The organism is Anaerotruncus sp. AF02-27, assembly GCF_003465835.1.
In the GTDB taxonomy this organism is placed as follows: domain Bacteria; phylum Bacillota; class Clostridia; order Oscillospirales; family Ruminococcaceae; genus Anaerotruncus; species Anaerotruncus rubiinfantis.
The window spans coordinates 131,898-154,618 of the sequence record NZ_QSBX01000007.1 but is presented as its reverse complement, the minus strand read 5'-3'; the positions used below and the strand labels follow the sequence as shown (position 1 = coordinate 154,618).

General features: G+C 52.6%; 25 protein-coding genes and 2 tRNA genes. 6 read left to right on the top strand and 21 right to left on the bottom strand.

The features are described from left to right. Positions 1-110: 110 nt before the first annotated feature. The 6 genes from DWV16_RS08100 to DWV16_RS08075 are packed head-to-tail and all read right to left on the bottom strand — an operon-like array spanning position 111 to position 3,563. Entirely contained in the window at positions 111-305 is a 195-nt protein-coding gene (locus DWV16_RS08100; RefSeq protein WP_118478633.1) for a hypothetical protein, read from the bottom strand. Between the two features lie 13 nt (positions 306-318). Next, positions 319-2,100, bottom strand: coding sequence for a bifunctional DNA primase/helicase (locus DWV16_RS08095; protein WP_118478631.1), 1,782 nt, complete (start codon positions 2,098-2,100; stop codon positions 319-321). Positions 2,101-2,112: 12 nt separating this feature from the next. Continuing rightward, on the bottom strand, positions 2,113-2,862 hold the full coding sequence (locus DWV16_RS08090; protein ID WP_118478629.1) for a DUF4373 domain-containing protein: 750 nt from the start codon (positions 2,860-2,862) through the stop codon (positions 2,113-2,115). A 5-nt stretch (positions 2,863-2,867) separates the two neighbouring features. Further along, positions 2,868-3,155, bottom strand: a complete 288-nt coding sequence (locus DWV16_RS08085; RefSeq protein ID WP_118478627.1) for a hypothetical protein — start codon at positions 3,153-3,155, stop codon at positions 2,868-2,870. Beyond that, positions 3,152-3,385 (bottom strand): helix-turn-helix domain-containing protein, encoded by a 234-nt coding sequence (locus DWV16_RS08080; RefSeq protein WP_118478625.1) that lies wholly within the window; start codon positions 3,383-3,385, stop codon positions 3,152-3,154. The genes DWV16_RS08085 and DWV16_RS08080 overlap by 4 nt, the downstream gene beginning before the upstream one ends. Continuing rightward, positions 3,378-3,563 (bottom strand): hypothetical protein, encoded by a 186-nt coding sequence (locus tag DWV16_RS08075; protein WP_118478623.1) that lies wholly within the window; start codon positions 3,561-3,563, stop codon positions 3,378-3,380. Before DWV16_RS08075 ends, DWV16_RS08080 begins: the two co-directional genes overlap by 8 nt. 130 nt (positions 3,564-3,693) lie before the next feature. On the opposite strand from DWV16_RS08075, the gene DWV16_RS08070 reads away from it, so the two are divergent. Continuing rightward, positions 3,694-4,302 (top strand): helix-turn-helix domain-containing protein, encoded by a 609-nt coding sequence (locus DWV16_RS08070; protein WP_118478621.1) that lies wholly within the window; start codon positions 3,694-3,696, stop codon positions 4,300-4,302. Further along, entirely contained in the window at positions 4,280-5,470 is a 1,191-nt protein-coding gene (gene xerC / locus DWV16_RS08065; protein ID WP_118478619.1) for a tyrosine recombinase XerC, read from the top strand. Before DWV16_RS08070 ends, xerC begins: the two co-directional genes overlap by 23 nt. A gap of 87 nt (positions 5,471-5,557) precedes the next feature. Here the strand turns inward: xerC and DWV16_RS08060 are convergent. The 15 genes from DWV16_RS08060 to rpmH all read right to left on the bottom strand — a co-directional run bounded on the left by DWV16_RS08060 (position 5,558) and on the right by rpmH (position 18,204). Continuing rightward, positions 5,558-5,632 (bottom strand) — tRNA-Glu (locus tag DWV16_RS08060). A 38-nt stretch (positions 5,633-5,670) separates the two neighbouring features. Beyond that, positions 5,671-5,747, bottom strand: a tRNA-Met gene (locus DWV16_RS08055). A gap of 105 nt (positions 5,748-5,852) precedes the next feature. Beyond that, a complete protein-coding gene (locus DWV16_RS08050; RefSeq protein WP_118478618.1) occupies positions 5,853-6,584 on the bottom strand; it encodes an acyl-[acyl-carrier-protein] thioesterase in 732 nt (243 codons plus the stop codon). Between the two features lie 118 nt (positions 6,585-6,702). After that, positions 6,703-7,986, bottom strand: a complete 1,284-nt coding sequence (gene serS / locus DWV16_RS08045; RefSeq protein WP_118478616.1) for a serine--tRNA ligase — start codon at positions 7,984-7,986, stop codon at positions 6,703-6,705. Positions 7,987-8,013: 27 nt separating this feature from the next. Next, positions 8,014-8,880 (bottom strand): ParB/RepB/Spo0J family partition protein, encoded by an 867-nt coding sequence (locus DWV16_RS08040; RefSeq protein ID WP_066455725.1) that lies wholly within the window; start codon positions 8,878-8,880, stop codon positions 8,014-8,016. A 1-nt stretch (position 8,881) separates the two neighbouring features. Further along, a complete protein-coding gene (locus DWV16_RS08035) occupies positions 8,882-9,658 on the bottom strand; it encodes a ParA family protein (RefSeq protein ID WP_066455727.1) in 777 nt (258 codons plus the stop codon). 307 nt (positions 9,659-9,965) lie between these two features. Then, entirely contained in the window at positions 9,966-10,799 is an 834-nt protein-coding gene (locus DWV16_RS08030) for a ParB/RepB/Spo0J family partition protein (RefSeq protein WP_066455729.1), read from the bottom strand. Between the two features lie 102 nt (positions 10,800-10,901). Continuing rightward, positions 10,902-11,615 (bottom strand): 16S rRNA (guanine(527)-N(7))-methyltransferase RsmG, encoded by a 714-nt coding sequence (rsmG, locus tag DWV16_RS08025; RefSeq protein WP_118478614.1) that lies wholly within the window; start codon positions 11,613-11,615, stop codon positions 10,902-10,904. Then, positions 11,612-13,507 (bottom strand): tRNA uridine-5-carboxymethylaminomethyl(34) synthesis enzyme MnmG, encoded by a 1,896-nt coding sequence (gene mnmG / locus DWV16_RS08020; RefSeq protein WP_066455742.1) that lies wholly within the window; start codon positions 13,505-13,507, stop codon positions 11,612-11,614. The genes rsmG and mnmG overlap by 4 nt, the downstream gene beginning before the upstream one ends. 138 nt (positions 13,508-13,645) lie before the next feature. Beyond that, positions 13,646-15,016 (bottom strand): tRNA uridine-5-carboxymethylaminomethyl(34) synthesis GTPase MnmE, encoded by a 1,371-nt coding sequence (gene mnmE, locus DWV16_RS08015; protein WP_066455745.1) that lies wholly within the window; start codon positions 15,014-15,016, stop codon positions 13,646-13,648. A gap of 76 nt (positions 15,017-15,092) precedes the next feature. Then, positions 15,093-16,301, bottom strand: coding sequence for an RNA-binding cell elongation regulator Jag/EloR (jag, locus tag DWV16_RS08010; RefSeq protein ID WP_066455748.1), 1,209 nt, complete (start codon positions 16,299-16,301; stop codon positions 15,093-15,095). Positions 16,302-16,311: 10 nt separating this feature from the next. After that, a complete protein-coding gene (gene yidC, locus DWV16_RS08005; protein WP_118478612.1) occupies positions 16,312-17,412 on the bottom strand; it encodes a membrane protein insertase YidC in 1,101 nt (366 codons plus the stop codon). Continuing rightward, positions 17,413-17,670: a membrane protein insertion efficiency factor YidD gene (gene yidD, locus DWV16_RS08000; RefSeq protein WP_118478610.1), complete on the bottom strand. Its 258-nt coding sequence runs from the start codon at positions 17,668-17,670 to the stop codon at positions 17,413-17,415. Beyond that, positions 17,667-18,002 carry a ribonuclease P protein component gene (gene rnpA, locus DWV16_RS07995; protein ID WP_066455757.1) on the bottom strand — a complete coding sequence of 112 codons (336 nt, stop codon included), beginning with the start codon at positions 18,000-18,002 and terminating at the stop codon, positions 17,667-17,669. The genes yidD and rnpA overlap by 4 nt, the downstream gene beginning before the upstream one ends. Positions 18,003-18,069: 67 nt before the next feature. Next, positions 18,070-18,204, bottom strand: a complete 135-nt coding sequence (rpmH, locus tag DWV16_RS07990) for a 50S ribosomal protein L34 (protein WP_066455760.1) — start codon at positions 18,202-18,204, stop codon at positions 18,070-18,072. 342 nt (positions 18,205-18,546) lie between these two features. Here rpmH and dnaA point away from each other — a divergent pair, with 342 nt between their 5' ends. From dnaA to recF, 4 genes are all read left to right on the top strand, one after another. Beyond that, complete coding sequence (gene dnaA, locus DWV16_RS07985) at positions 18,547-19,869, top strand: chromosomal replication initiator protein DnaA (protein WP_118478608.1); 1,323 nt, start codon at positions 18,547-18,549, stop codon at positions 19,867-19,869. A gap of 361 nt (positions 19,870-20,230) precedes the next feature. Continuing rightward, complete coding sequence (gene dnaN, locus DWV16_RS07980) at positions 20,231-21,334, top strand: DNA polymerase III subunit beta (RefSeq protein ID WP_066455766.1); 1,104 nt, start codon at positions 20,231-20,233, stop codon at positions 21,332-21,334. A gap of 51 nt (positions 21,335-21,385) precedes the next feature. After that, complete coding sequence (locus DWV16_RS07975; protein ID WP_066460258.1) at positions 21,386-21,604, top strand: RNA-binding S4 domain-containing protein; 219 nt, start codon at positions 21,386-21,388, stop codon at positions 21,602-21,604. Then, positions 21,601-22,710: a DNA replication/repair protein RecF gene (gene recF, locus DWV16_RS07970; RefSeq protein ID WP_066455769.1), complete on the top strand. Its 1,110-nt coding sequence runs from the start codon at positions 21,601-21,603 to the stop codon at positions 22,708-22,710. The genes DWV16_RS07975 and recF overlap by 4 nt, the downstream gene beginning before the upstream one ends. Positions 22,711-22,721: the final 11 nt, after the last annotated feature.

The window sequence follows — 22,721 nt, the reverse complement described above, 5'->3', positions numbered from 1 at the left end:
CGTACCAGCTTCAAAAAACGCCTGTTTTGTTCCTGTTCTCCCGCTGTTACCAGGCGCGGTTAATCCCCCCGATGGAGGCTTACGGTGTTGCCCGCTATCCCTGTACTTTTCTAGCCGCCCCCGGGTTCATCGATCACCGCCTGTATGATATCCCCAGCCTCAAAGGTCGCCCTGCTGATCCCCACAATCGCGCACTGTTCGCCATCCCACCATGCGCAGCGCTCACCCATGCAGAAAGGCTTATCATTTCTCCGGATCGTCCCAATCGCAAGCAGCGGACAAATAAAATTTACTTGACGTTCCATATTAATCCTCCTGTCAAAACGGCGGTGCTTCCCGCTCGGTCTCATAAATCTGCTCATTCATCCATGCATATAAAGTTTCGGCTTCTCCCAGCTCTACAAAACGCTTGGAATATGGGTTGTAGTCCAGACGGACATTTTCCAGCTCACCGTAAGCCCGGTTCTTGAGGCACATAACCACAGTGCCGCATTGCAGCTTTTGCTGTTCTTCCTCTGTACAGCGGTGGACGTTGAACACGTTGCACGCTATGTTCGTGATCGTCCCCAGCCCCGACACGCTGTCACTGTCTTTTATTACACCATCTGTCTTTCGCGGATGCACCACCAAATGAATATGTACGCCCAGCTTATCTGCCAGCTTTCGGAGCCTGACCGTAAAGTCAGCCTGCATTTGCATGATATCCCGGTCTTTGGCCGTGCTGTTTACCGTCATGAGATTGTCCACCAGGAATACCTTGCAGTCATAGCGTTTATATGCCAACTCGAAGACTTTAAGTATTTCTGTTGTCTCGTCGGTCTTGATGATTTTATTGTCGTATACCCATATTTTTCCATTGTACCACTGCTGAATTTTTTTCAAATATTCTCCCGGTACATAGCTAATTGTCCTGTCGGCCACCAAATCTTTACGGGTTTGGATGTACTGGCTCCCTGCGGCTTGCAGATTGATTCCATATTTTAACCGGTCTGTGGGGATTTCCCCGGAGTAGATACAAACGTTTATACCGGAGTTGACTGAATTTAATAACAACTGCGTCAGAAGGGTGCTCTTTCCTTCGCCACGCTTTCCCGTCCAGACAGACAAGTCGCCGTAGAACATGCCTCCCGTCATCCGGTCTAACGCCTTGATTCCGGTTAACGCGCGGGGCATATCCGCCATATCTACATTCTGCACATCAGCCAGATTTAAAAGGCCCTGCACCGCCACAGGCTTCATCGTCTCCATGATTGTCTTTATCGCGGCCGCGCCCATCTTCACAAGGATTTCGTTTGCATCCTTGCAGCCACAGTAAAGTGAAAATTCTGGTTGAAGCACTTTTATATCAAGTTTCCGGGAAAGCTCTGAAAGCATTTTCCTGCCCGCTTCGTCGTTGTCGGCAAATACCGCGACCACCTCAAACCGCCGCAGCCATTCTTCGCAGGTCTCCAGCCAGGTAAAATCTTCGCACCCGCTCGGAACCGACACGCAGTTTAACCCCGATGCCTGATAGCCGCACATTGCGTCAAATTCTCCCTCGAAAATATAAAGCGTCGGATCATTCGAATCGCACAGGTGCATGCCAAATAAAATCGGCTCCGTGTCCTTCTCCCGCCACATCTTCCGTTCGCCCTTCTCAATCTTTTGAGGCTTACGGTACTTGATGAAGGTGGGCGCTTTATTCTCCGCATCCTCTGCGTTCCGGTAAAACGGGAACAGAATGGCGCCATCGCTTGACGATATATCAAACGCCCTTACGGTTGTATCTGTGAGGCCCCGCAGATGGAGATACTCCGCCACTTGGTCAGTAGGCGGCGCAGCTTTCACCGTTGGCCGCCTGTATGTCCTCCTGACCGGTGGAGTGCTGAACTCCTTCCGATCCGCTTCAACCCCGAACGCCTTGCATAATTGCGCGAAGTGGCCGTGCGCGTCGCAGGAACCACGCCGACAGTTATAAACATGCTCACGGTAATTAAGCGCAAAGGTTTCTTTGTCGCGGTGGTCGCCGCCGTGACAGATCGGGCAATATTGCGGAATGATCTCATCCCCCTTGGTCTTATAGGGCCGTAAAAACGACCGCGCAAAATCGAATTCATTCATGCCGCTGCCCTCCTAGTTCGCAAACCTCATGCCGCAGATCCCTTTCCCGGCTTCCGGCTCGGTGTAATTTTCATCCAGATAATCCACATAACCGGAATTGAAAAATGTGCTCCCGTTTTGTGCCTGCCGCCATTCCTCCGCTTCCAACGCCGCCTTATACCGTTGAATGCACCGTTCCATCTGTTCATAGCCGATCTCATATAGCCGCCGCTTCTGCGCTTCCTTTACCTGCCCTTTTCCGCGCTTATTGGGGTAGAGCTGCCACACCTTTTCGAAGAATGCACAATATATATCTTCTTTTCTTTTATTTGCTTTGCTTTGTGGCGTTTCTGCCATAGTTTCTTGGGCGGTTTCTGCGGCAGAAATATTTTTATACCGCTCATTCTCACGGGCCCGCTTTTCAAGCACCTTTGCGGCCCTCTTTTGAATCCCGGCACTTGTCAATTTCCCGCTCTCTGCATAGATTTTCGCATCAAATGCACCATGTCGAAGTAGTGATTGCAGTATGCATGCATAGTCATTTTCGGATATCTGCAACTTTCTGCATATTACCTGCCGCATTTCTTCCCCTGTTTCTGTCGCAGAAACATCAATGCTCAAATCTTCCGATCGGTAGCAGTATTCCAGGTGGATAAAATAGAAGGCATAAGCCGCCGCGCCATAGCGCATGATCGCCGGTTCTAATTTCGGGTCGGTTGTCGCATCCACATCATGTGGGAAATAATCTAACCCTGATTTTTTTGGTCTGGCCGTAACGTTCACCTCGCCTACATATTGTAGTCGGCCAGCATCTTCTCCGCCGCCCGGATCGCCTTCTTAATCTTCTTGGCCCGGCTTCGCATGGAGCGGACAAACTGCCGAAGTTCCTGCTCGTTGGCGGGCTGATAGTACCCGCCGCCGTTCTCCGTGGTACTGCAAATGACCGCGCCCCGGCACCTGAGGTTATGTAATTCATGTTGCAGCTCCCGAACGCTTTTACAGCCCGCTAGGTTTGCTAAGCGCTTCGCCGGGACAGCGTGTTTCGCGCCGACTGGGATCAAATCCATTAAATTCATACTGCCCTCCTGTCAAGCGGCCTGATCTTTCCGTACTGCTCGCCCATATCATCCCCAACATGCGCCGTGTTGAGGTATTCAATCAGCCTGTCCAGATTGACCAGATACTTTTTCCCTGCGTTCACCGCCACTACCCGGCCCGACAGAACGAGCTGCCGGACATGGTGTTCTGCAAGGCCGGTTGCTTTGGCGGCTTCCTTGATCGTAACCATGCGCGGGATTTCAGCCATTCGCCGCACCGCCTTTCAGCTCCGCGATAATCTGCCGGATGTGCTCCTTTTCCTCCGTGCTGAGCTCCTTGCGGAGCTTTCGGGAAAAGTTGGTATCCATAATTCCTAATTTGTCTGCAATCTGCCAAAGTTTCACGCCTGCGCCCGCTGCTTCAAGTTTGATATCTTGATTCGCCATAAAAACATTCCTCCTTGAAAACGCTCGATTAGTTTGCTATAATGTAATTGTAATCCATAATCCGAGCTTAGTCAAGTATTGTAGCCAAACTTCTTCAATGATTAATTATTAGAGCATTTTGGAGGTGCTTATGAAAACAGATGCAACCGCTAAACTCCCCGTCTTTGCGCGTAGATTTCGAGAACTGCGAGGGGAGCGTTCACAGGCTAAATTTTCCGAAGATTTAGGAATTTCCCGTCCAACGATAGGTTTCTATGAAAACGGTGATCGCGTTCCCGATGCTTTGACTTTAAAAATTATTTCAGAAAAGTGCAATGTTCCCAGCGACTGGTTAATAGGCCTCACCGAAAACCAAATGTCCGATAATATTGAGATTGGGAGGACTACAGGACTAACCGATGCGGCCATTGAAAAGCTACGCTTCTATGCCTACGACGAACAGCAACTAACCATCCATTTAGTAAACCGTTTTATTGAAGAATCAATTCCCATGTACCTTGCAATGGACTTAGAGCAGTATTCCAGAGCATTGAACGCAAGGTCTAACTACGTAAGCGAATCAGATGAAATTCTGGATCATCTTATGAGCGCAGAGGTGGACGAGGGCGGCAGAATCAGTCTGCCACCACTCGAAACCGCCCGCTACCTGCTTCAAGGAATGCAAAACCAGCTCGCAGATTTTATTAAAAAATTTGCAAATGATATGGAGGCTTCAAATGGCGAACATCCGAAAGATTGAAGGCAAGACCGGCATTTCCTATCAGATCACCGTGTCGACTGGATACCTGTCAAAAGGTAAACAGAAGCGGTATTATAAAACATGGTCGCCCGCTGCCGGCATGACCGACCGTCAGATCGAGAAGGAATTGCAGAGGCAAGCCGTTCTCTTTGAGGAAGAATGCCGCACTGGGGCCGTAGCCGACAGTAACATCAAGTTTAAAGCCTTTGCGGAACAGTGGTTCAAAGAGTACGCGGAGGCCAAATTAAAAGTACGCACTGTAGACGGCTACCACAAGCAGGAACAGCGCGTTTATGCCGCCCTTGGTCACTTGAAAATTGGCGACATCACCACCCGGATGATACAAAAGTTCATTTTGAACCTTGGTGAGGATGGAATCAACGAGCGCACAGGCGGCGCACTCTCCCCTAAGACGATCAAGAACATCCTGTCCTTTGTGTCCAGTGTTTTTAATTATGCAGTATCACAAGGCATGATCCACTCCAACCCCTGCCGGGGTGTGACCTTGCCAACGATCCCACAGAAAGAACGGCCCTGTTACTCTTTGGAGGAAGCGCAGCAGTTCTTGGAGCACCTGGAGAAAGAACCGATCCAGTGGCGGGTATTTTTCACCCTGGCTATCTATGGCGGGTTTCGTCGCGGGGAACTTCTCGGCCTGGAATGGAAAGACATTGATTTCGACACGGGCGTTGTCACGATTCAGAGAACCAGTCTTTACACAAAAGAAAAAGGCGTGTTCACCGACACGCCCAAAACAAAAGGTTCTATGCGCAGTTTGAAACTGCCTGATGATGTCATTGCCCTGCTCCGTCAGTACAAGGCCGTACAAGCCGCCGAACAACTCCGGCTAGGCTCTCAATGGGTCAACAGTGACCGGCTTTTTACTGGGTGGAACGGAAAACCCATGAACCCCAATAGCCCGCAAGGGTGGCTGCATGAATTCCTTGACCGCGTGGGCATTCGCCAGATCAATATTCATAGTTTTCGACATCTGAACGCCACATTGTTGATAAATGGCGGCACGGATATCCGCACGGTCTCGGCGGCGCTCGGCCACTCGCAAACCTCCACCACTTTAAACATCTATGCCCACACCTTTGCAGCGGCGCAGGCAGCGGCAACGGACGCGGTTTCAAGCGCCCTAAAATTCAAAAAAGAAAAGGCATAAGCGTAAAATAAGCGTAAAATCGCATTTCGGATAAAACAAGAAACCCCATAGACCGGCTTTCTAAGCCTATCTACGGGGTTTTCCTTTTGGTGACCTGTACGGGATTCGAACCCGTGAACCCGCCGTGAAAGGGCGGTGTCTTAACCACTTGACGAACAGGCCATATTATCTGGGCCTCATCAAAATTGGTGAGGCCCAATTGGTAGCGGTAACTGGATTCGAACCGGTGACACTTCGGGTATGAACCGAATGCTCTAGCCAACTGAGCTATACCGCCATGCCGCTGCCCGCACATTCTGTACAAGCAGGCGAGTTATATTATACCTGATGGACCTATATTTGTCAATAGTTTTTCTCCATCCTGAAATAAAAAATCTCGCTCTCAGCGGAATCGGATTTCAGCCTCAAAGCAGCGGTTTCCAGCAACCAAACCACCCACATAAAAACTGAGTCCGCTCCAGGATGGGGTGACCTCCAGCTCAATGATCTGGTTGAGAACCGCCTCCTTGTGATAGATGATCCCAAAGCTTTCCGGCTCTTTATAAAGCATGGTTTCCTGCGGGACCAGGTCACAGACGATGTCCGCATAGATGGCATTATTGACATGACGGTTATAATCGATGTCGCTGTATTTCACCTGCCGCATATGCAGAATGCCGCTCTGTTCCGGTTTTTTGATCTTGTAGGAGGTGATCGATTCCTCGTCGTTGGGGAACATGTCAAATCCGTAAATTTCAAAGGCATTCGGCCGCAGGATTCTGTGGGTGGTCGGGTCAACCAGCACCCAAGAGATGCTCACCTCGACCAACTTCTCCCCTTCAAGCGTCTCAAAGATGGTATCACGCACAAATTGTACGCCTTTGGGCTGTTTAGGGATGGTGGTCAGCAGCAGCCGCTCACCAAAAGTTGGGCGGCGGGCAATGGTGATCAGCATCTTTGAAACGACAAAAGCCATGCCATCTTTATACATTCTGTTGTAATTTATTCCTTTTTTACAAATATGGTCGCTTCCCATCTGCTGCGCATGCCGCATGATGTTGGAGACGCTCATCTTTTTGTTGACATCGCATTCCGGTTCGAGCACGGTAATTTCCTTCGCAAATGTTTCTGCCATCGGCCCCGATTCCTCCTTCGTTAGCTTCTCTGTTTTTCAACTGTTTATACGGAAACGGTTGAAAAACAGCTGTCTCCTTTTGCCTGTCCGGCAAAAGGAGACTCCACTGTTTTTCGCTTTATTCAGTGATCGCAGTTTTGCCGCCCATATACATCTGCAGCGGCTGTGGAATTCTGACCGAGCCATCCGCCTGCAGATTATTCTCCAGGAAGGCGATCAGCATCCGCGGCGGAGCCACAACGGTATTGTTGAGGGTGTGGGCAAAATAATTCCCCTTCTCCTTGCTCCGGATACGGATGCCCAGGCGGCGCGCCTGCGCGTCACCGAGGTTCGAGCAGCTGCCGACCTCAAAGTATTTCTTCTGGCGCGGGCTCCAGGCCTCCACGTCGAGCGATTTGACCTTCAGATCCGCCAGGTCGCCCGAGCAGCATTCGAGCGTGCGCACAGGGATATCCAACGAACGGAAGAAGTCAACCGTGTTGTTCCAGAGCTTCTCGTACCACATTGGGCTCTCCTCCGGTTTACAGACGACGATCATCTCCTGCTTTTCGAACTGATGGATGCGGTAAACGCCGCGCTCCTCAATGCCGTGCGCGCCGACTTCTTTGCGGAAGCACGGCGAATAGCTGGTGAGTGTCTGTGGGAGCTTATCCTCATCGAGGATGGTGTCGATGAATTTGCCGATCATCGAATGCTCACTGGTACCGATCAGGTAAAGATCCTCGCCCTCGATCTTGTACATCATGTTTTCCATCTCGGCAAAGCTCATAACGCCGGTGACAACGTTCGAGCGAATCATGAACGGCGGAATATAATAGGTGAAGCCCCGGTCGATCATGAAATCGCGGGCATACGAGAGGATCGCGGAATGCAGGCGGGCGATGTCGCCGCAGAGGTAATAGAAGCCGTTTCCGCTTGTCTTACGGGCGGAATCAAGGTCGATGCCGTGCAGCCGCTCCATGATATCCACATGATACGGCACCTCGAAATCCGGAACAACCGGTTCGCCAAATTTCTCCAGTTCAACGTTCTCGCTGTCGTCTTTCCCAATCGGGACCGTGGGATCGATGATATTCGGAATCACCAGCATGCGTTTGCGGATCTCAGCAGCAAGCTCATCCTCCTTCACTTCCAGCGCGGCCAGCTCATTCGCCATCGCAGTGACCTGCGCCTTGGCGGCTTCGGCCTCTTCCTTCTGCCCTTTCGCCATCAGGCCGCCAATCTGTTTGCTGATCGTGTTGCGCTGGCTGCGCAGATAATCGCAGCGGGTCTTGGCATCCCGGAACTGCTGATCCATTTCGATGACTTCATCCACCAGCGGGAGCTTTTCGTCCTGAAATTTCTTGCGGATGTTCTCCTTTACGACTTCCGGATTCGTCCGCAAAAATTTGATGTCTAACATTCCAGTTTCCTCCAATAATCTTCTGTATTATTCCTGTGTCTTTTCAAGCGAGGCGGCAAGCCGTTTGAGGTCGTCCTCGTCATAAAATTCGATGATCAGCCGGCCTTTGCCATTTTCCCCTTCCACCTTCACCTTGCGGGAAAGGGTCTGGGACAGCGCGAGCTGCATCTCGGTAAAAAAGCTCTGATCCCAGGCGGTCTGCGGTTTCGCAGCCTTTTGGCCCTTCTTTTCCGCTTTCGCCTTTTTGGCGATCGCTTCGACCTGCCGGACCGAGAGCCCTTTTCGGATGATTTCGAACGCCGTTTGGCGGATGCTTTCCGCATCCTCAAGCGAAAGGAGCGACCGCGCGTGTCCCGATGAAATCTGCCCAGAGGAAACCATCGTCTGCACCTCCGGCGGCAGATTTAAAAGCCGCATCGCGTTGGTGACGACCGGCCGGGATTTTCCCACGCGGCCGGATACCTGCTCCTGGGTGAGCCCGAATTTATCCATCAGCTCGCGGTAACCGTTCGCCTCCTCAATTGGGTTGAGATCCTCGCGCTGCAGGTTTTCGATGAGCGCGAGTTCCATCGTCTGCGCATCGGTCAGCTCCTTAATGACGACAGGGACCTCGGAAAGCCCCGCCATCCGGGAAGCGCGCCAACGGCGTTCGCCCGCCACAAGCTGGTAGCTCCCGTCCGGCATGGGACGCACCACCAAAGGCTGGAGCACGCCGTACTCGCGGATCGAATCAGCCAGGTCAGCCAGCGCCGCCGCGTCAAATTGCTTGCGGGGCTGGTCGCGGTTGGGTTCGATTTCGCTGACCGGCAGGGTCGAAACGGCCCCTGTATCGGTATTATTGTCAACAAACAGCGCCTCTAACCCTTTGCCGAGGCCGCCTTTTGCTTTTGCCAAATCATTTCCCCCTTATCTTGTTCTTTTGCAGGAATTCATCCGCCAGCTGGTCGTATGCCGCGCAGCCCTTGGACGCCCGGTCGTAATACATGACCGGCTGGCCGAAGCTCGGCGCCTCCGAAAGCCGTACATTGCGGGGCACAACCGTGCGGTAGATCTTCTGCGGGAAGTATTTTTTGAGCTCCGCCACCACCTGTACGGTCAGATTAAGCCTGGCGTCGTACATGGTGAGCAGCACGCCTTCAATATCAATATTGGGGTTGTAGAGGCGTTTGACCTGCCGCAGGGTACTCATCAACTGGGAGAGCCCTTCCAGCGCGTAATATTCACATTGGATCGGGATGAGCAGCGTGTCGCTCGCGGTAAAGGCATTGAGCGTGATGATCCCCAGCGACGGCGGGCAGTCAATCAGGATGAAATCATAATCCGCTTTGATCTTTAAAAGCGCGTTTTTAAGGCGCATCGCGCGGTTTTGCAGTTCGACCAGTTCGATCTCCGCGCCCGCGAGCGCAATGTTCGACGGGAGGATGTCCACATTTTCAAACGGCGTATGCACCAGGACCTCTTCCACACCAGCCGCGGAAACCAGCAGGTCGTAGGTGGAATTCTGCAAATCCCGCTTATTGATGCCAAGTCCGGAGGTTGAATTCCCCTGCGGGTCAACGTCCACCAGCAAGACTTTGTGGCCTTTGGCGCCGAGCGCCGCCGTAAGGTTGACCGCCGTGGTCGTTTTTCCGACGCCGCCTTTCTGGTTTGCAATCGCTATGATTTTTCCCATTTTAACCTCCAGCCGCTGAAAATGAATCCCTTTTGGGGTCTGTTATTGATTATAGCATATCCCTTCGAATTTGTTAAGCGATATTCAAGTAAAATTGATGTTTCACATGAAACATTGAATTCCTGGTGGCGCATTAAGAAGCAAAAAGACCGGCTGAAAACCCTTTTTTGAAAGACTTATTCCAGAGACGCAGCAAAGCCGCCCTTTCGGGCGGCTTTGCTGCAGGGAAACGTGTATTTATTTTTTACCAATCCGGCGCCGCGATGTGCTGTATCCACCGCCGCGGCCAGAGGTTGGCGACTGGGGATTATGCGCTGTGTGTCCGATATGCGCTTTTCTTGGGAATGCGCATGGTGTAATTGATGTAATTCTCATCCTCCTCCTTGCAGGTGTCAATCTCAATGCCCGCAAGCTTCATGGTTGTCACTGCCTTTGAAATGGTATTCATAAAGATCCGCAGATCCTTTACGACAAAAAGCCTGGTGGATTTGGGGTGCTGTTCCTGTGGCTCGTCCGGTTCAAGCAGCGAATCGATATACCGTTCGCTCTCCCCCACGTTCAGCCGCTGGCTGATGATATGCATCATCGCAAGTTCCACACTCTGCTCGTCCGGCAATTTTAAAAGTGCACGCGCATGCCGTTCTGTCAGGCCTGAATCAAGCATCTTGCGCCGCAGCTCCTCACTGAAGGTGAGCAGGCGCAGTTTGTTCGCCACTGTGGACTGGGCTTTTCCAAGCCGTTCCGCCACCTGCTGCTGGGTCATACCGCCATGCTGCATCAGCTGTTGGATGCCGGCCGCTTCTTCAAAGTAGTTCAGATCCTTGCGCTGCAAATTTTCGATCAGCGCGAATACCGCGGATTTTTCGTCGTCGAAACTTTCAACGATTGCCGGAATTTTTTCCTTCCCAATCATTTTGCAGGCCATCAGCCTGCGTTCTCCCGCAATCAGTTCAAATCCTCCCATAGGGTTCTGCCGGACGGTCACCGGTTGGAGCAGGCCGTTCTGACGGATGCTGTCGGCGAGCTCCCGCATTGCTTTCGGGTCGAACTGCCGCCGCGGCTGATAGGGGTTGGATGCGATCTCATCCACGTCGAGAAGCACGACACGGTTTACAACTTTCTGTTTCGCAAAGATCCCCATGCTTTTCACGTCCTTCCTGTTCTGTAGACATCCTATCATGAAATATGCCTAATTTCCAGCACTTTTGGTCGCGCAAAATAACAAAATCCGCCAATCTGTGACTCAGATTAGCGGATTTTTGGCCATTTTTGCGTGAGGCCGTGGATATTTTGTCGACGTCTGCGATATTTTTCTCACCAATACGATGGTTCTGTGACTTCCATCAGGCAATTTGAAGCGCCTTACCTCCTCCAGCCGCCCCCCCATTGCCTGGATTGCCTTACCGGATTCGCTGATTTCCTGTTCGATCTCCCCACTTTTAAGGGCCGCAAAGAGCCCGCCCAACTTTACAAACGGGATGCAGTACTCCGAAAGCTCCCGCAGATGCGCCACCGCGCGCGCGGTGGCTACATCGTAGCGCTCACGGTGCTCCTGCCCTTTTCCCGCGTCCTCCGCGCGGGAATGCAGGCATTCATTCCGCTGTCCCAATCGCCGGGAAAGTTCCTCCAGAAAAATCACCCGCTTGTTGAGGCTGTCGAGCAGGGTCACCCGCAGATCAGGCCGCGCAATCTTTAGCGGCACCGATGGGAAACCCGCTCCAGTCCCCACATCGATCAGCCTGGCATTTTGTGGGACCTGGACCTCATGCAGCAGACAAAGGCTGTCCACAAAATGCTTCACCACAATCTCTTCCGGTTTCACAATTGCTGTAAGGTTGATCTTCTCATTCCATTCTACCAGCGTTTGCGCATAAAGGTCAAACTGGTCAAGCTGATTTTCACCAAGCTGCACGCCAATCCCCGCCGCATATTCCAGCAGCATTTTCCGATCGATCATGGATTCTCCCCTTCCCTGCCCGGCCGGTTTTGTCCCAGCCAGATGAGCAGCACTGAAATGTCGGCCGGGCTCACACCGCTGATCCGCGATGCCTGCCCGATATTCGCCGGTCGCATCTTTGTCAGTTTCTCGACCGCTTCCAGCCGAAGGCCGCCGATTGCGGCATAATCGAGCTTCGGCGGCAGCAGCCGGCTTTCGAGCTTTCGCATCTGAGCAATCTGCGCCATCTGCTTTTTGATATATCCCTCGTATTTGATTACGATTTCGGCCTGTTCGCGCACTTCTGCCGGCAGATTTGGCCTCTGCGGGTCGAATGGCGCGAGCTCTGCATAGCTAAGCTGCGGCCGCCGGATCAGATCGGCCAGCTTTGACCCGGTCGTAAGCGGTGCTGTTTCACGTGAAACAAGCAGTCCATTGAGCTCCTCCGACGGTGGAACGACCGTTTTTTCAAGGCGTGCAAGCTCGGTTTTAATCATCCGCTGTTTATTCAAAAACCGCTGGTAACGAGTCTCACTGATAAGCCCGATTTCATAGCCAAGCGGGGTGAGACGCGCGTCGGCATTGTCCTGCCGCAGCAGCAGCCGGTATTCTGACCGGGAGGTCATCATCCGATAGGGATCATTGCAGCCCTTGATCACCAGATCATCGATCAGCGTGCCAATGTAGGAGCTCGCCCGGTCAAGGACAACCGGTTCTTTCCCCTGCACCTGACGCGCCGCGTTTACCCCTGCTATGAGTCCCTGCGCGGCAGCTTCCTCATAACCGCTCGTCCCATTGAACTGCCCCGCCCCAAAAAGGCCCTTCACTGATTTGAATTCGAGTGACGCCGTGAGACAGGTCGGGTCGACGCAGTCATATTCAATGGCATAGGCGTTGCGCATGACCCGCAGATTTTCAAAGCCCTCAATTGTACGGTAGAACTTGATCTGCACCTCCTCCGGCAACGAGGAGGACATCCCCTGCAGATACATTTCATTGGTATCCAGTCCCATGGGTTCGATAAAAAGCTGATGCCGGGGCTTGTCTGAAAAACGCACTACTTTATCCTCGATGCTTGGGCAGTAGCGCGGGCCGACCCCTTCGATCTTGCCGCCGTAAAGCGGGGACCGGCCGAGGTTTTCGCGGATTACCTGATGGGTTTTTTCATTGGTATAGGTCATATAACAGACCGACTGGTTTTTGAGGCCGGCCGGATCGGTTTCAAAGGAAAAGGGCGTGATCGGTTCATCGCCCGGCTGCACTTCCATCTTGGAAAAATCGATCGACCGGCGGTCGACGCGGGCAGGTGTCCCGGTCTTAAAGCGGCGCAGCGGGATTCCAAGCAACCGCAGCGAATCGGACAGGCCGCGCGCCGGATGCATTCCATCCGGACCGCTTTCCGCTGTATATTCACCGACATAAATCTTTCCATGCAGGTAGGTGCCGGTCGCAAGAATCACCGTTTTTGCACCATAAATCGCGCCCAGTTCTGTCACTACACCACTGACACGGCCATTTTCTGTCCGGATCTCCACGATTTCAGCCTGTTTGAGATCGAGGAGATCCTGATTCTCCAAGATCTGCTTCATATAGCGGTGATAGCTTTTCCGGTCGGCCTGCACCCGCAGACTGTGAACAGCGGGTCCCTTTCCGCGGTTCAGCATCCGGCTCTGGATAAAGGTCGCGTCCGCCGCCTTCCCCATCTCGCCGCCAAGCGCATCGATCTCCCGCACAAGGTGCCCCTTCGCTGTCCCGCCGATCGAAGGGTTGCAGGGCAGATTTCCAATCGCGTCAAGCGAGATGGTGAAAAGGATCGTCGATGCGCCAAGCCGCGCCGCCGCGAGCGCCGCTTCGATCCCCGCATGCCCCGCGCCGATCACCGCCACATCATAATTTTCCGCTTGATAAGTCATTGTATCACCTCATCGCCCTCTTTTTCTTGAAAAAGAACCAAGGCGCTGCCCTGGAAATCCGCAAGCCTTTGAACAGGCTTGACCGAAACTTTTATCCTTCTAAATCTTTTGCATTCAAAAAGCATTATACTCTTCCCACTATTTACCGACACAGAATTTTGAAAAGACCTGGTCGACGACTTCCTGCGAGGCGCGCTTACCGGTCAGCGTGAGCAACGCGTCAATCGAATTCTCAATGCAGACGCAAACCGCATCATAGGAAACCCCGCTCTCCAGCGCGCAAATTGCTTCCGCTAGCTCCTCAACAGCCGCGAGCGCACCGGCGCGCTGACGTTCATTTGCCAATATCGCTGCGGAAGGATCAAATTTGCCAAGCGCAAAGAGTTCCGTAATCCGTTCTTCCAACTGCTGTGCCCCATCAGCCTGCCTCGCGGAAATTTGCAGCACATGGGCAAAGCCATCCTGAATCACGCCAAGATCCAGCCGCTGTTCGAGATCGTTTTTATTCACCAGCGCAATTGCAGGGATGCCTTTGCAGGCGGCGATCACCCGCCGGTCATCATCGCTGAGCGCCTCGGAACCATCAAAAACCGCCAATACAAGCTGCGCCCTTTGCAGACGGTCAACCGCAAGTTCAACACCCGCCTGTTCGATTGGATCATCCGAGGCGCGAATTCCAGCTGTATCGGAAAGATGCAGCACAATTTCTCCCAGCCGCACCGAATCACTCACAACGTCGCGGGTGGTCCCCGCCTGTTCGGAGACAATGCTCCGCTGATAGCCGGCCAGTAGGTTCATCAGGGTGGACTTCCCGACATTCGGACGCCCGACAATCGCCACTTCGATTCCTTCCCGGATGACCTTTCCCGCATCATAGGTTGCCAGCAGTTTGCGCAGATCCCGCTCACATTCCCGCAGGGTTTCTGCAAGATCCGCAGCGTCAACCTCGACAATCTCCTCCTCAGGATAGTCGATCCACGCGGCCAGATGTCCCGCCTGTGCGACCAGCTTTCCGGTGATTTTCTCAATTCTCTGATAAAGCGCGCCGTCCCGCGCGGTCAGCGCAGCGCGTGCCGCCTGCCTGCCCTGCGCCGCGATCAGATCCCCAACCGCTTCGGCCCGGGTCAAATCGAGCTTGCCGTTTAGAAATGCCCGCCGGGTGAACTCCCCGGCTTCGGCCGGACGCGCCCCGCATTCATAAGCGGCGCGCAAAATCCGGTTCACCAGATAAACACCGCCGTGCGAGGCAATTTCGACCACATCCTCGCCGGTAAAGCTGTGCGGCGCGTGAAAGACCGTGACAATTACCTCATCGATTTCACCAAGCCGGTCACATGCACGCCCGTAGGCGCAGGTATAACCCGGCATCTGCGAAACCGGAATTTTCTTTGCTGTACGCACCATACGGTCCGCCACCGCAAAGGCGCCGTCCCCAGAAATCCGGACCACCCCGATTCCTCCCACACCAAGCGGTGTGGAAATTGCAGCAATTACGGCATTCCCGTCCATGATATCCTCCCAACGCAATTCTGATGGAATAGAAAGAAAGGAGGTTTCACGTGAAACCTCCTCCCATTTATTTTCTTTACAGCTCGATTTTCCCGTAAAGCGGAAGATCGTCGCCTTCCTTGCGGGCGGTTTCCCGAACCGGGGCCTGCGGAGCGGCGGGTTTTTCCGCCTGATCCGGCTTCACAAAGACAGGCGCCTCCCGTTCGATTTCCTTCGCGTATTCGCGATCGACATCGGTTGGAGTCGGTTTTACCGTTTCGCCGAAAGAATTCTCCTTGCGGTCACGGCGAGGGCCGCCGTTGTAACGTCCGCCAGGACGGTTTCCACCATCACGTGAACGATTGTCGCGATTATCCCTTCCGCCGCGGCTGCCATCACGGCGTTCGCCGTCACGGCGCGGCGGGCGGTTTCCGCCCCGCCCCTGATTTTTACCACCGCGCGGAGCCTGCGTTTTCACATTGTCCGGAGTGATCACAACCCTGCGGTTCGGCTCTTCACCGATCGAGGTGGAGGATACCCCGTCTATCTTTGAAACAGTCGCATGAATGATACGACGTTCATAAGGATTCATCGGCTCGAGCGTCGTGGCGCGGCCGCGGCGGATCGCGGAATTGGAGAGCTTCTTCGCAAGCTGTTCCAGAGTGCGCTCCCGTTTTTCACGGTAGTTTCCCGAATCGATGGTCACGCGGATGTAGTCACCTTCCTGCCGGTTAGCCACCAAGCCGGAAAGATACTGCAACGCGTCGAGGGTTTCACCCCTGCGGCCAATGATTACGCCCAGGCCTTCACCTGACAGGCGCAAGATTATTCCATTTTCTGTAAATCCAACCGCAATTTTCGCGTCCACACCCATCTCACTGAGCACAGACTTGACATAATCGGCGGCAGTCCTCGCCTTACCGTCCACTTCATCCGCATCCACGAACTTCACTTCCGGCGCCGGCTGCGCAGGTTTCTCGGCCGGTTTTTCAGCAGCCTGTTTGGGCTGTTCCTTTTTCGGCTCCTGCTTGGGACGTTCCCTGCGTTCAGTTTTGGGCTGCACAGGTCTCTCAGCCGGCTGCGCGGATTTGCGCTCCGGTTTTTCCTGAACGACCGGTTTTACCGGCTCTTCCGGCTCCTCCACATAGACACGGACCTTTGCCGGGGTGTTTTTAAGACCCAAAAATCCACGTTTCGGCAGTGTGATAATTTCAAATTCTATCAGATCGCGGTCGACGTCAAGCGCTTTACAGGCAAGGTCGATCGCTTCTTCGACATTTCTGGCTTCCTGAATGATTTCTTTCATGATGCGCCTCCTACTTCAAATCCTCGTCTGTGACGTCTGTGACGTCTGTGTAAGAATCGCCGTATTTTTCCGCCATCCGCCTGCGCGCTTCCGCAAGCTTGATACGATTGATCTCCTTCTGGGAAAGCGCTTTTTCAATGTCTTCCGGATTTTCACCACGCGCCTTGGCTTCCTCTCGGGCCTGTTTTTTGGCCTCAATCTTTGCCTGCCGCGCCTCTTCCCGCTTGATTTCCATTTCCTCACGGGCCTGCTCCGCCAACTTGACAGGGTTCATGAATTTATTGAGCAGGAAGGTCTGTATCGCCATCAGGACGTTCGAGATGATCCAGTAGATGCCCACGCCAGCAGGCAGGATAAACGCAAACCACACCGACATAAGGGGCATCATCAGCATCATGCCCTTGCTCATTCCAGCCGCAGAGCTGTTGCCCGCCGAAGCGGCAGCGGTCTGCTTCATGGTAAAGATGGTCATCAGGACCGATGTCAGCCCTGACAGGATCGGAATAATCCACAGGATATTGAACTGGCCGACCGACGGGGTCTGGGTCAGGTCAATGCCCAGGAAATTGAGGTTCAGGGTGTTGACCGCCTCAACAAAACCCGGGATGCCGGAAAAGGCGTCCGGGTTCTGCTGAACCGCGCCAATGATCTTCAGCTGGGAGGAATAGTCCTTGGTAAAGGTGTCCGCCGCGACATTGAGCAGCGGCGCGGCAATCGTCGCCGCCTGATTGACAATTTCGCTGCCGAAACGCAGGATATGGGTCATCGGGCGGTAGATGACATCGATGAGACCGAAGAGAACCGGAAACTGGATCACCATGGGGAGACAGCCCGACATCGGGTTATAGTTCTCCTCCTGATAGAGCTTCATCATCTCTTCGTTCATTTTTTCGCGGTTATTGGCATATTTCTTTTGGATCTCCTGCATTTTGGGCTGGAAGATCTGCATTTTCACCATCGACTTTTGCTGTTTGATCGAAAACGGGATCAGGATCGCGCGCATGATGATGGTGAATACGATCAGCGCGACGCCATAGATCGGAATGACTTTATAACAAAGCCACATGATCCAGCCGAGCGGATAACCAAAAATGGTATTAATGATCTGCATCTATTTTTGTTTCCTCTCATTTTTGATTTTTCGAAGTGTGAACTTGTCCGGCACGGGATCGATCCCGCCCGGATTGAAAGGATGGCAGCGCAGGATGCGCCGCAGCGCGAGCCAGCCGCCGCGCAGGACGCCGAATCGGGAAACCGCGGTGTAGGCATAGACCGAACAGGTCGGATAGAACCTGCAGGTCGGTTGGCCTTTGAGCGGGGAAAAGATCCGCTGATAAAGGCGGATCAACCCCAAAACAAATTTCTTCATGTCGTAGGGAACAGCTTTTTCAGGGCAAAACGCATGGCCCTGATCACATCATTTGTTGAGGCGTAGACGGTTTTGGCGCGCGCGACAAAAACAAAATCCCACCCAACGGGAAATTCTGTTTCCAGAAGGCGGTAAGCCTCCTTAACGATACGCCGCGCGCGGTTGCGCTGTACCGCGTTGCCGACCTTTTTGCTTGCGGTCAGGCCAATCCGGTTGATGCCTTTGTGGTTTTTGAGTGTGTAGACCACAACTACAGGAGTGGTAAAGGCACGGCCCCGATAATAGGCTCTCCGGAACTCCTTGTTCAGTTTCAGCGCAGTGGTATGAAGCATCGGCGCCTTCCCTCCTAAACCTAAAAATAAAGACCACAACGAAAGCTGTGGTCGCATATTTTTAGGCTTAGTGAGTCAGACGCGCTCTACCTTTCGCTCTTCTGCGAGCGAGTACCTTGCGGCCGTTTTTGGTGGCCATTCTTTTGCGGAAGCCATGCTCTTTCTTTCTCTGGAGCTTTTTCGGCTGATAGGTTCTTAACATCCTTAACCCTCCTCTCGTCGCGTTCGGTAAACATCCCGAAAGGGATGAAAATAACACTGTCTTGAAAAAGGACAGAGTAATCCCTTGCAGAGTAGCATTATACCGCAGTTTGGGGCACTTTGTCAAGTATTCCGGGGGACATCCTCAAAAATTCGCGGCAGGCCGCGCGGGACCCTACTATATAAATATATATCCTTTGTCATCTGTTGAATACTTGAAAAAATGCGTATTTCGTGATAAAATAAATCAGTTATATTGTTTGTGGAAAATGGGTGAAAAACTCCTCTTTCCACAGAATTCCTCTCAAAATTCCACTTCTTATTCACCAAAGGAGCTGCTCACATGGAATCGTTCGCCGAACTTTTTGACCTCGTCCTCGAAAATTGCCGGGGTAAAATGTCCGAAGTTGCTTTCAGCCTCTGGCTGAAAGATATTGTCCCGCTCAAGATGGATGAATCCACCGCCTACCTCAGGGTCAACTCTGAATTTAAAATGAACATCATACGGGAAAAATATACCGCGATGCTCAAATCCGCCTTCGAGGGGGTGCTCGGCTTTCCGGTCGAGGTGGATATCACCTGTGAAACCCCGGCGGAATCCCCTCCCGCGCCCGCTGCCCCCTCCCCGCTTGATCCGCCGTCCAAAACCGGCGAATACGACTACACCTTCGACACCTTCATTGTGGGTTCCTCCAACAAATTCGCACACGCCGCTTCACTCGCGGTAGCGGCAAATCCCGCAAACGCCTACAACCCCCTCTTCATTTACGGGGCCTCCGGGCTTGGCAAAACCCATCTGCTTTACGCCATCTGCGCTGAGATCAAAAAAAACCGCCCCGGCTACAACATCATCTATGTCAAGGGCGATGAATTTGCAAACGAGCTGATCACCTCGATTCAGGACCATACGACTCCCGCCTTCCGCGAAAAATACCGTCAGTCAGACGTTCTGCTGGTCGACGACATCCAGTTCATCGGAGGGAAGGAAAGCACCCAGGAAGAATTCTTCCACACCTTTAATACCCTTTATGAATCCGGCAAGCAGATCGTGCTCGCGTCCGACCGTCCTCCCAAAGAGATTAAAACCCTTGAAGACAGGCTTCGCACCCGTTTTGAATGGGGCCTTCTCGCGGATATCCAGGCGCCGGACTTTGAAACCCGCATTGCAATCATCCGCCGCAAGGCCCAGCTCCTGGACATCCAGGTTCCGGACGATGTGGCCGAATATATCGCCAACCGGCTAAAGACCAACATCCGCCAGCTCGAAGGCGCGGTCAAAAAATTAAAAGCCTATAAGCTTTTGCAGGGGAACAACCCCTCGATCATCATTGCGCAGAATGCCATCCGCGACATTCTCAATGACAACCAGCCGGTGCCTGTCACAGTTGAACGGATCATCGCTGAGGTTGGGCGCACCTACGGCATCACCCCGCAGGATATCCGCTCAAACAAACGCAGCGCGCAGATTTCCTCGGCACGTCAGATCTCCATCTATATCGTGCGTGAAATCACCCAGATGTCAATGTCGACCATCGGAGAGGAATTCGGCGGACGCGACCACAGCACAATTGTTTACGCCATTCAGCAGGTAGAAAAGAATATGCAAAACGACCTGCGGTATAAAGAAACCATCGAGGATATCATCAAAAATATTCGGGACAGCTGATCCCATTTTCCAACAGTTCCACATTCCACCGATTGTTTATCCGGTGGAACCCAAAATTAGAAATTAACAATTTCCACAAAGTTTTCCACATTTTTTCTACTTTCCGCTTTTCTTTTCCACTTAACCGTGTAAAAATCAAAATTTCTTCACGGTTCCAACATTCTATGGACAAGCAACTTTGCCCATAGAAATCCAGCAAAACCGCTTAAAAAGCTATTTTCGTGACTTATCCACTTTTCCGGAGCCCCTACTACTACGGCTATTTTCTTTTATACTCACTCAATCAAAAGAACCTGTTTCCCCGCCTGTGGAAACAAAAATCCGCAAGCGATCCATTTTCCGAAAGATCAGGAGGTTACTTATGAATATTATCGTCAATAAGCAGATGCTAGTTGAAGCCGTCGGTAATGTCTCCCGCGCGGTTTCTTCCAAAAATACGCTTGCCGCGCTCGAAGGAGTTCTCATGAAAGCAAAAGAAGGCAGGCTCTATCTCACCGGCTACGATCTGGAACTCGCGATCAGCACTTCCATAGAAGCGCGCGTGCAGCAGGAAGGTGAAATTGTCCTTTCGGCAAAACTCTTCCTGGATATGATCCGCCGGATGCCAAGCGAAGAAATCAGCATCACAACCGACGAAAAATACCTGACTGTCATCAAAGGCTCCATGACCGAATATACCATCCTGGGGATTCCAGCCGCGGAATACCCGGAACTGCCTTCCGTTTCCCAGACCACGAATATCGCGCTGAATCAATCGACGCTGAAAAATATGATCAATCAGACCCTGTTCGCGGTGGCGGTCAGCGATGCCAAGCCGGTGCACACCGGATCGCTTTTCGATGTAAAAGGCGGCGAGCTGAACGTTGTCTCGGTCGACGGCTACCGGCTGGCCCTGCGGCGGGAAAAGGTTTCCTTTGAACAGGATATGATGTTCATTGTCCCGGGTAAATCGCTGTCGGAGGTGTCAAAACTTCTTAAGGATGAGGACAGCCCGATTGAAATCAGTGTTTCAAAGCGCCATATCATCTTCCAGGTTGGAGAATACCAGATCATCTCCCGTTTGCTGGAGGGAGAGTTCCTCGATTATAAGGCCGCGATTCCGTCAGGCGCCGCAACCACGGTAAAGATTGGCGCGCGCGACCTTATCAACGCGATCGACCGCGCATCACTGCTTATTTCAGACAATATTAAAAGCCCGCTTCGTTTAAACTTCAGCGATGGGCTGATTAAAATTTCCTGTTCGACTGCCATCGGAAAGGCGTATGACGAGATCACTTGCAATCAGACGGGCGACGGTGTGGAAATCGGCTTCAACAGCCGGTATATGCTTGACGCGCTCAAAGCGAGCGAATGTGACGAGATTCAGATGGTTATCAACGGGCCGCTTTCCCCTATTAAAATCGTCCCGCTTGAGGGCGACGCATTCACCTTCCTGGTTCTTCCGGTCCGCCTGAAAGCGGAATAAGGAAGGTCATTGAAAAAGGATGACGAAACTTTTGATTTTTTGGAGAAGTTTATGAAGCAGCAGAAAGTCAGCATCCATACTGAATTTATCAAGCTGGATTCCCTTCTCAAATTTGCAGGCGCGGCAGAGACCGGGGGCCAGGCCAAGGAAATGGTCGCTGCCGGCGCTGTGCGTGTCAATGGGGAACCCTGTGTCATGCGCGGAAAGAAAATCCGCGCTGGGGATCGTGTCGCCACCGATGAGATCGAAATTGAGGTTGTGTCGGATTGAGGATAGACCGCATCAAAATCAACGATTTTAGAAATATCGCCGCAATGGAGCTAAAACTCTGTGAAAATGCCAATATTATCTATGGCGATAACGGCCAGGGAAAAACAAATTTTGTCGAAGCCATCTGGCTGTTCACCGGCGCAAAAAGCTTTCGCGGCGCAAAGGACAGCCAGCTTGTGCGGTTTGACTGCCCGCAGGCGGGCCTGGAATTGGATTTCTTTGGGGAAGGCCGGGAACAAAAGGCCATGATGACCATCGATTCCAAGCGCGCCGCGTCACTCAATGAAATTCCGCTGCGTTCCGCAACCGAGCTCGCCGGACATTTCTGCGCGGTAGTCTTTTCCCCTACCCATCTTTCGCTGATCAAGAATGGTCCGCAGGAGAAACGCAAATTTATTGACACTTCAATCTGTCAGATCAAACCGAAATACATCCATATCCTGAATCAGTACACCCGTGTGGTCGATCAGCGCAACCGGCTTTTAAAAGATATTTCCTATGAAGCGAGCCTTTTCGATACGCTCGATATTTGGGATATGCGGCTCTGCTCATTTGCAGCGGTTCTCATCAAGACACGGGCGAGTTTTCTTGAGCGGCTGAAACCGTATGCCCGCGAGATTTACGCGGGCATTTCCCGGGAAAAGGAAGAGCTTGATTTTTCCTATGTATCGACGCTCGGGGGCGATCCGCACGCGGAGATCCCGGAAATTGAAAAGGAGCTGCTTGGGCGGCTGCAGGCAAACCGGGGAGAGGACATCAAAGCAAGGATTACCAACCTTGGCCCGCACCGGGACGACATCGAAATTATGCTGGATGGAAAATCCGCGCGGGCTTATGGTTCGCAGGGGCAGCAGCGCAGCTGCGTGCTGTCGCTCAAGATGGCCGAATGCGAGCTCATCCGTGAGACAATCGGGGAATACCCGGTGGTGCTGCTCGATGATGTGATGAGCGAATTGGACGTTTCCCGGCGGGATTATCTGCTCAATAACCTGCGGGACCGCCAGCTTATCATGACCTGCTGTGACAAAGCGTATTTTAAAACGCTTGGCAGGGGAGCAGGCATCAAAATCCAGGACGGCAGAGCCGTCAGTATGCGAAAATATTGAGAGGAGGACGG

What these genes read in the sequence shown, in the direction of transcription:
- DWV16_RS08100 (WP_118478633.1), bottom strand. Translation starts at nt 305, where the DNA reads ATGGAACGTCAAGTAAATTTTATTTGTCCGCTGCTTGCGATTGGGACG.
- DWV16_RS08095 (WP_118478631.1), bottom strand. Translation starts at nt 2,100, where the DNA reads ATGAATGAATTCGATTTTGCGCGGTCGTTTTTACGGCCCTATAAGACC.
- DWV16_RS08085 (WP_118478627.1), bottom strand. Translation starts at nt 3,155, where the DNA reads ATGAATTTAATGGATTTGATCCCAGTCGGCGCGAAACACGCTGTCCCG.
- DWV16_RS08080 (WP_118478625.1), bottom strand. Translation starts at nt 3,385, where the DNA reads ATGGCTGAAATCCCGCGCATGGTTACGATCAAGGAAGCCGCCAAAGCA.
- DWV16_RS08075 (WP_118478623.1), bottom strand. Translation starts at nt 3,563, where the DNA reads ATGGCGAATCAAGATATCAAACTTGAAGCAGCGGGCGCAGGCGTGAAA.
- DWV16_RS08070 (WP_118478621.1), top strand. Translation starts at nt 3,694, where the DNA reads ATGAAAACAGATGCAACCGCTAAACTCCCCGTCTTTGCGCGTAGATTT.
- xerC (WP_118478619.1), top strand. Translation starts at nt 4,280, where the DNA reads ATGGCGAACATCCGAAAGATTGAAGGCAAGACCGGCATTTCCTATCAG.
- DWV16_RS08050 (WP_118478618.1), bottom strand. Translation starts at nt 6,584, where the DNA reads ATGGCAGAAACATTTGCGAAGGAAATTACCGTGCTCGAACCGGAATGC.
- serS (WP_118478616.1), bottom strand. Translation starts at nt 7,986, where the DNA reads ATGTTAGACATCAAATTTTTGCGGACGAATCCGGAAGTCGTAAAGGAG.
- DWV16_RS08035 (WP_066455727.1), bottom strand. Translation starts at nt 9,658, where the DNA reads ATGGGAAAAATCATAGCGATTGCAAACCAGAAAGGCGGCGTCGGAAAA.
- DWV16_RS08030 (WP_066455729.1), bottom strand. Translation starts at nt 10,799, where the DNA reads ATGGGGATCTTTGCGAAACAGAAAGTTGTAAACCGTGTCGTGCTTCTC.
- rsmG (WP_118478614.1), bottom strand. Translation starts at nt 11,615, where the DNA reads ATGATCGATCGGAAAATGCTGCTGGAATATGCGGCGGGGATTGGCGTG.
- mnmG (WP_066455742.1), bottom strand. Translation starts at nt 13,507, where the DNA reads ATGACTTATCAAGCGGAAAATTATGATGTGGCGGTGATCGGCGCGGGG.
- mnmE (WP_066455745.1), bottom strand. Translation starts at nt 15,016, where the DNA reads ATGGACGGGAATGCCGTAATTGCTGCAATTTCCACACCGCTTGGTGTG.
- jag (WP_066455748.1), bottom strand. Translation starts at nt 16,301, where the DNA reads ATGAAAGAAATCATTCAGGAAGCCAGAAATGTCGAAGAAGCGATCGAC.
- yidC (WP_118478612.1), bottom strand. Translation starts at nt 17,412, where the DNA reads ATGCAGATCATTAATACCATTTTTGGTTATCCGCTCGGCTGGATCATG.
- yidD (WP_118478610.1), bottom strand. Translation starts at nt 17,670, where the DNA reads ATGAAGAAATTTGTTTTGGGGTTGATCCGCCTTTATCAGCGGATCTTT.
- rnpA (WP_066455757.1), bottom strand. Translation starts at nt 18,002, where the DNA reads ATGCTTCATACCACTGCGCTGAAACTGAACAAGGAGTTCCGGAGAGCC.
- rpmH (WP_066455760.1), bottom strand. Translation starts at nt 18,204, where the DNA reads ATGTTAAGAACCTATCAGCCGAAAAAGCTCCAGAGAAAGAAAGAGCAT.
- dnaA (WP_118478608.1), top strand. Translation starts at nt 18,547, where the DNA reads ATGGAATCGTTCGCCGAACTTTTTGACCTCGTCCTCGAAAATTGCCGG.
- dnaN (WP_066455766.1), top strand. Translation starts at nt 20,231, where the DNA reads ATGAATATTATCGTCAATAAGCAGATGCTAGTTGAAGCCGTCGGTAAT.
- DWV16_RS07975 (WP_066460258.1), top strand. Translation starts at nt 21,386, where the DNA reads ATGAAGCAGCAGAAAGTCAGCATCCATACTGAATTTATCAAGCTGGAT.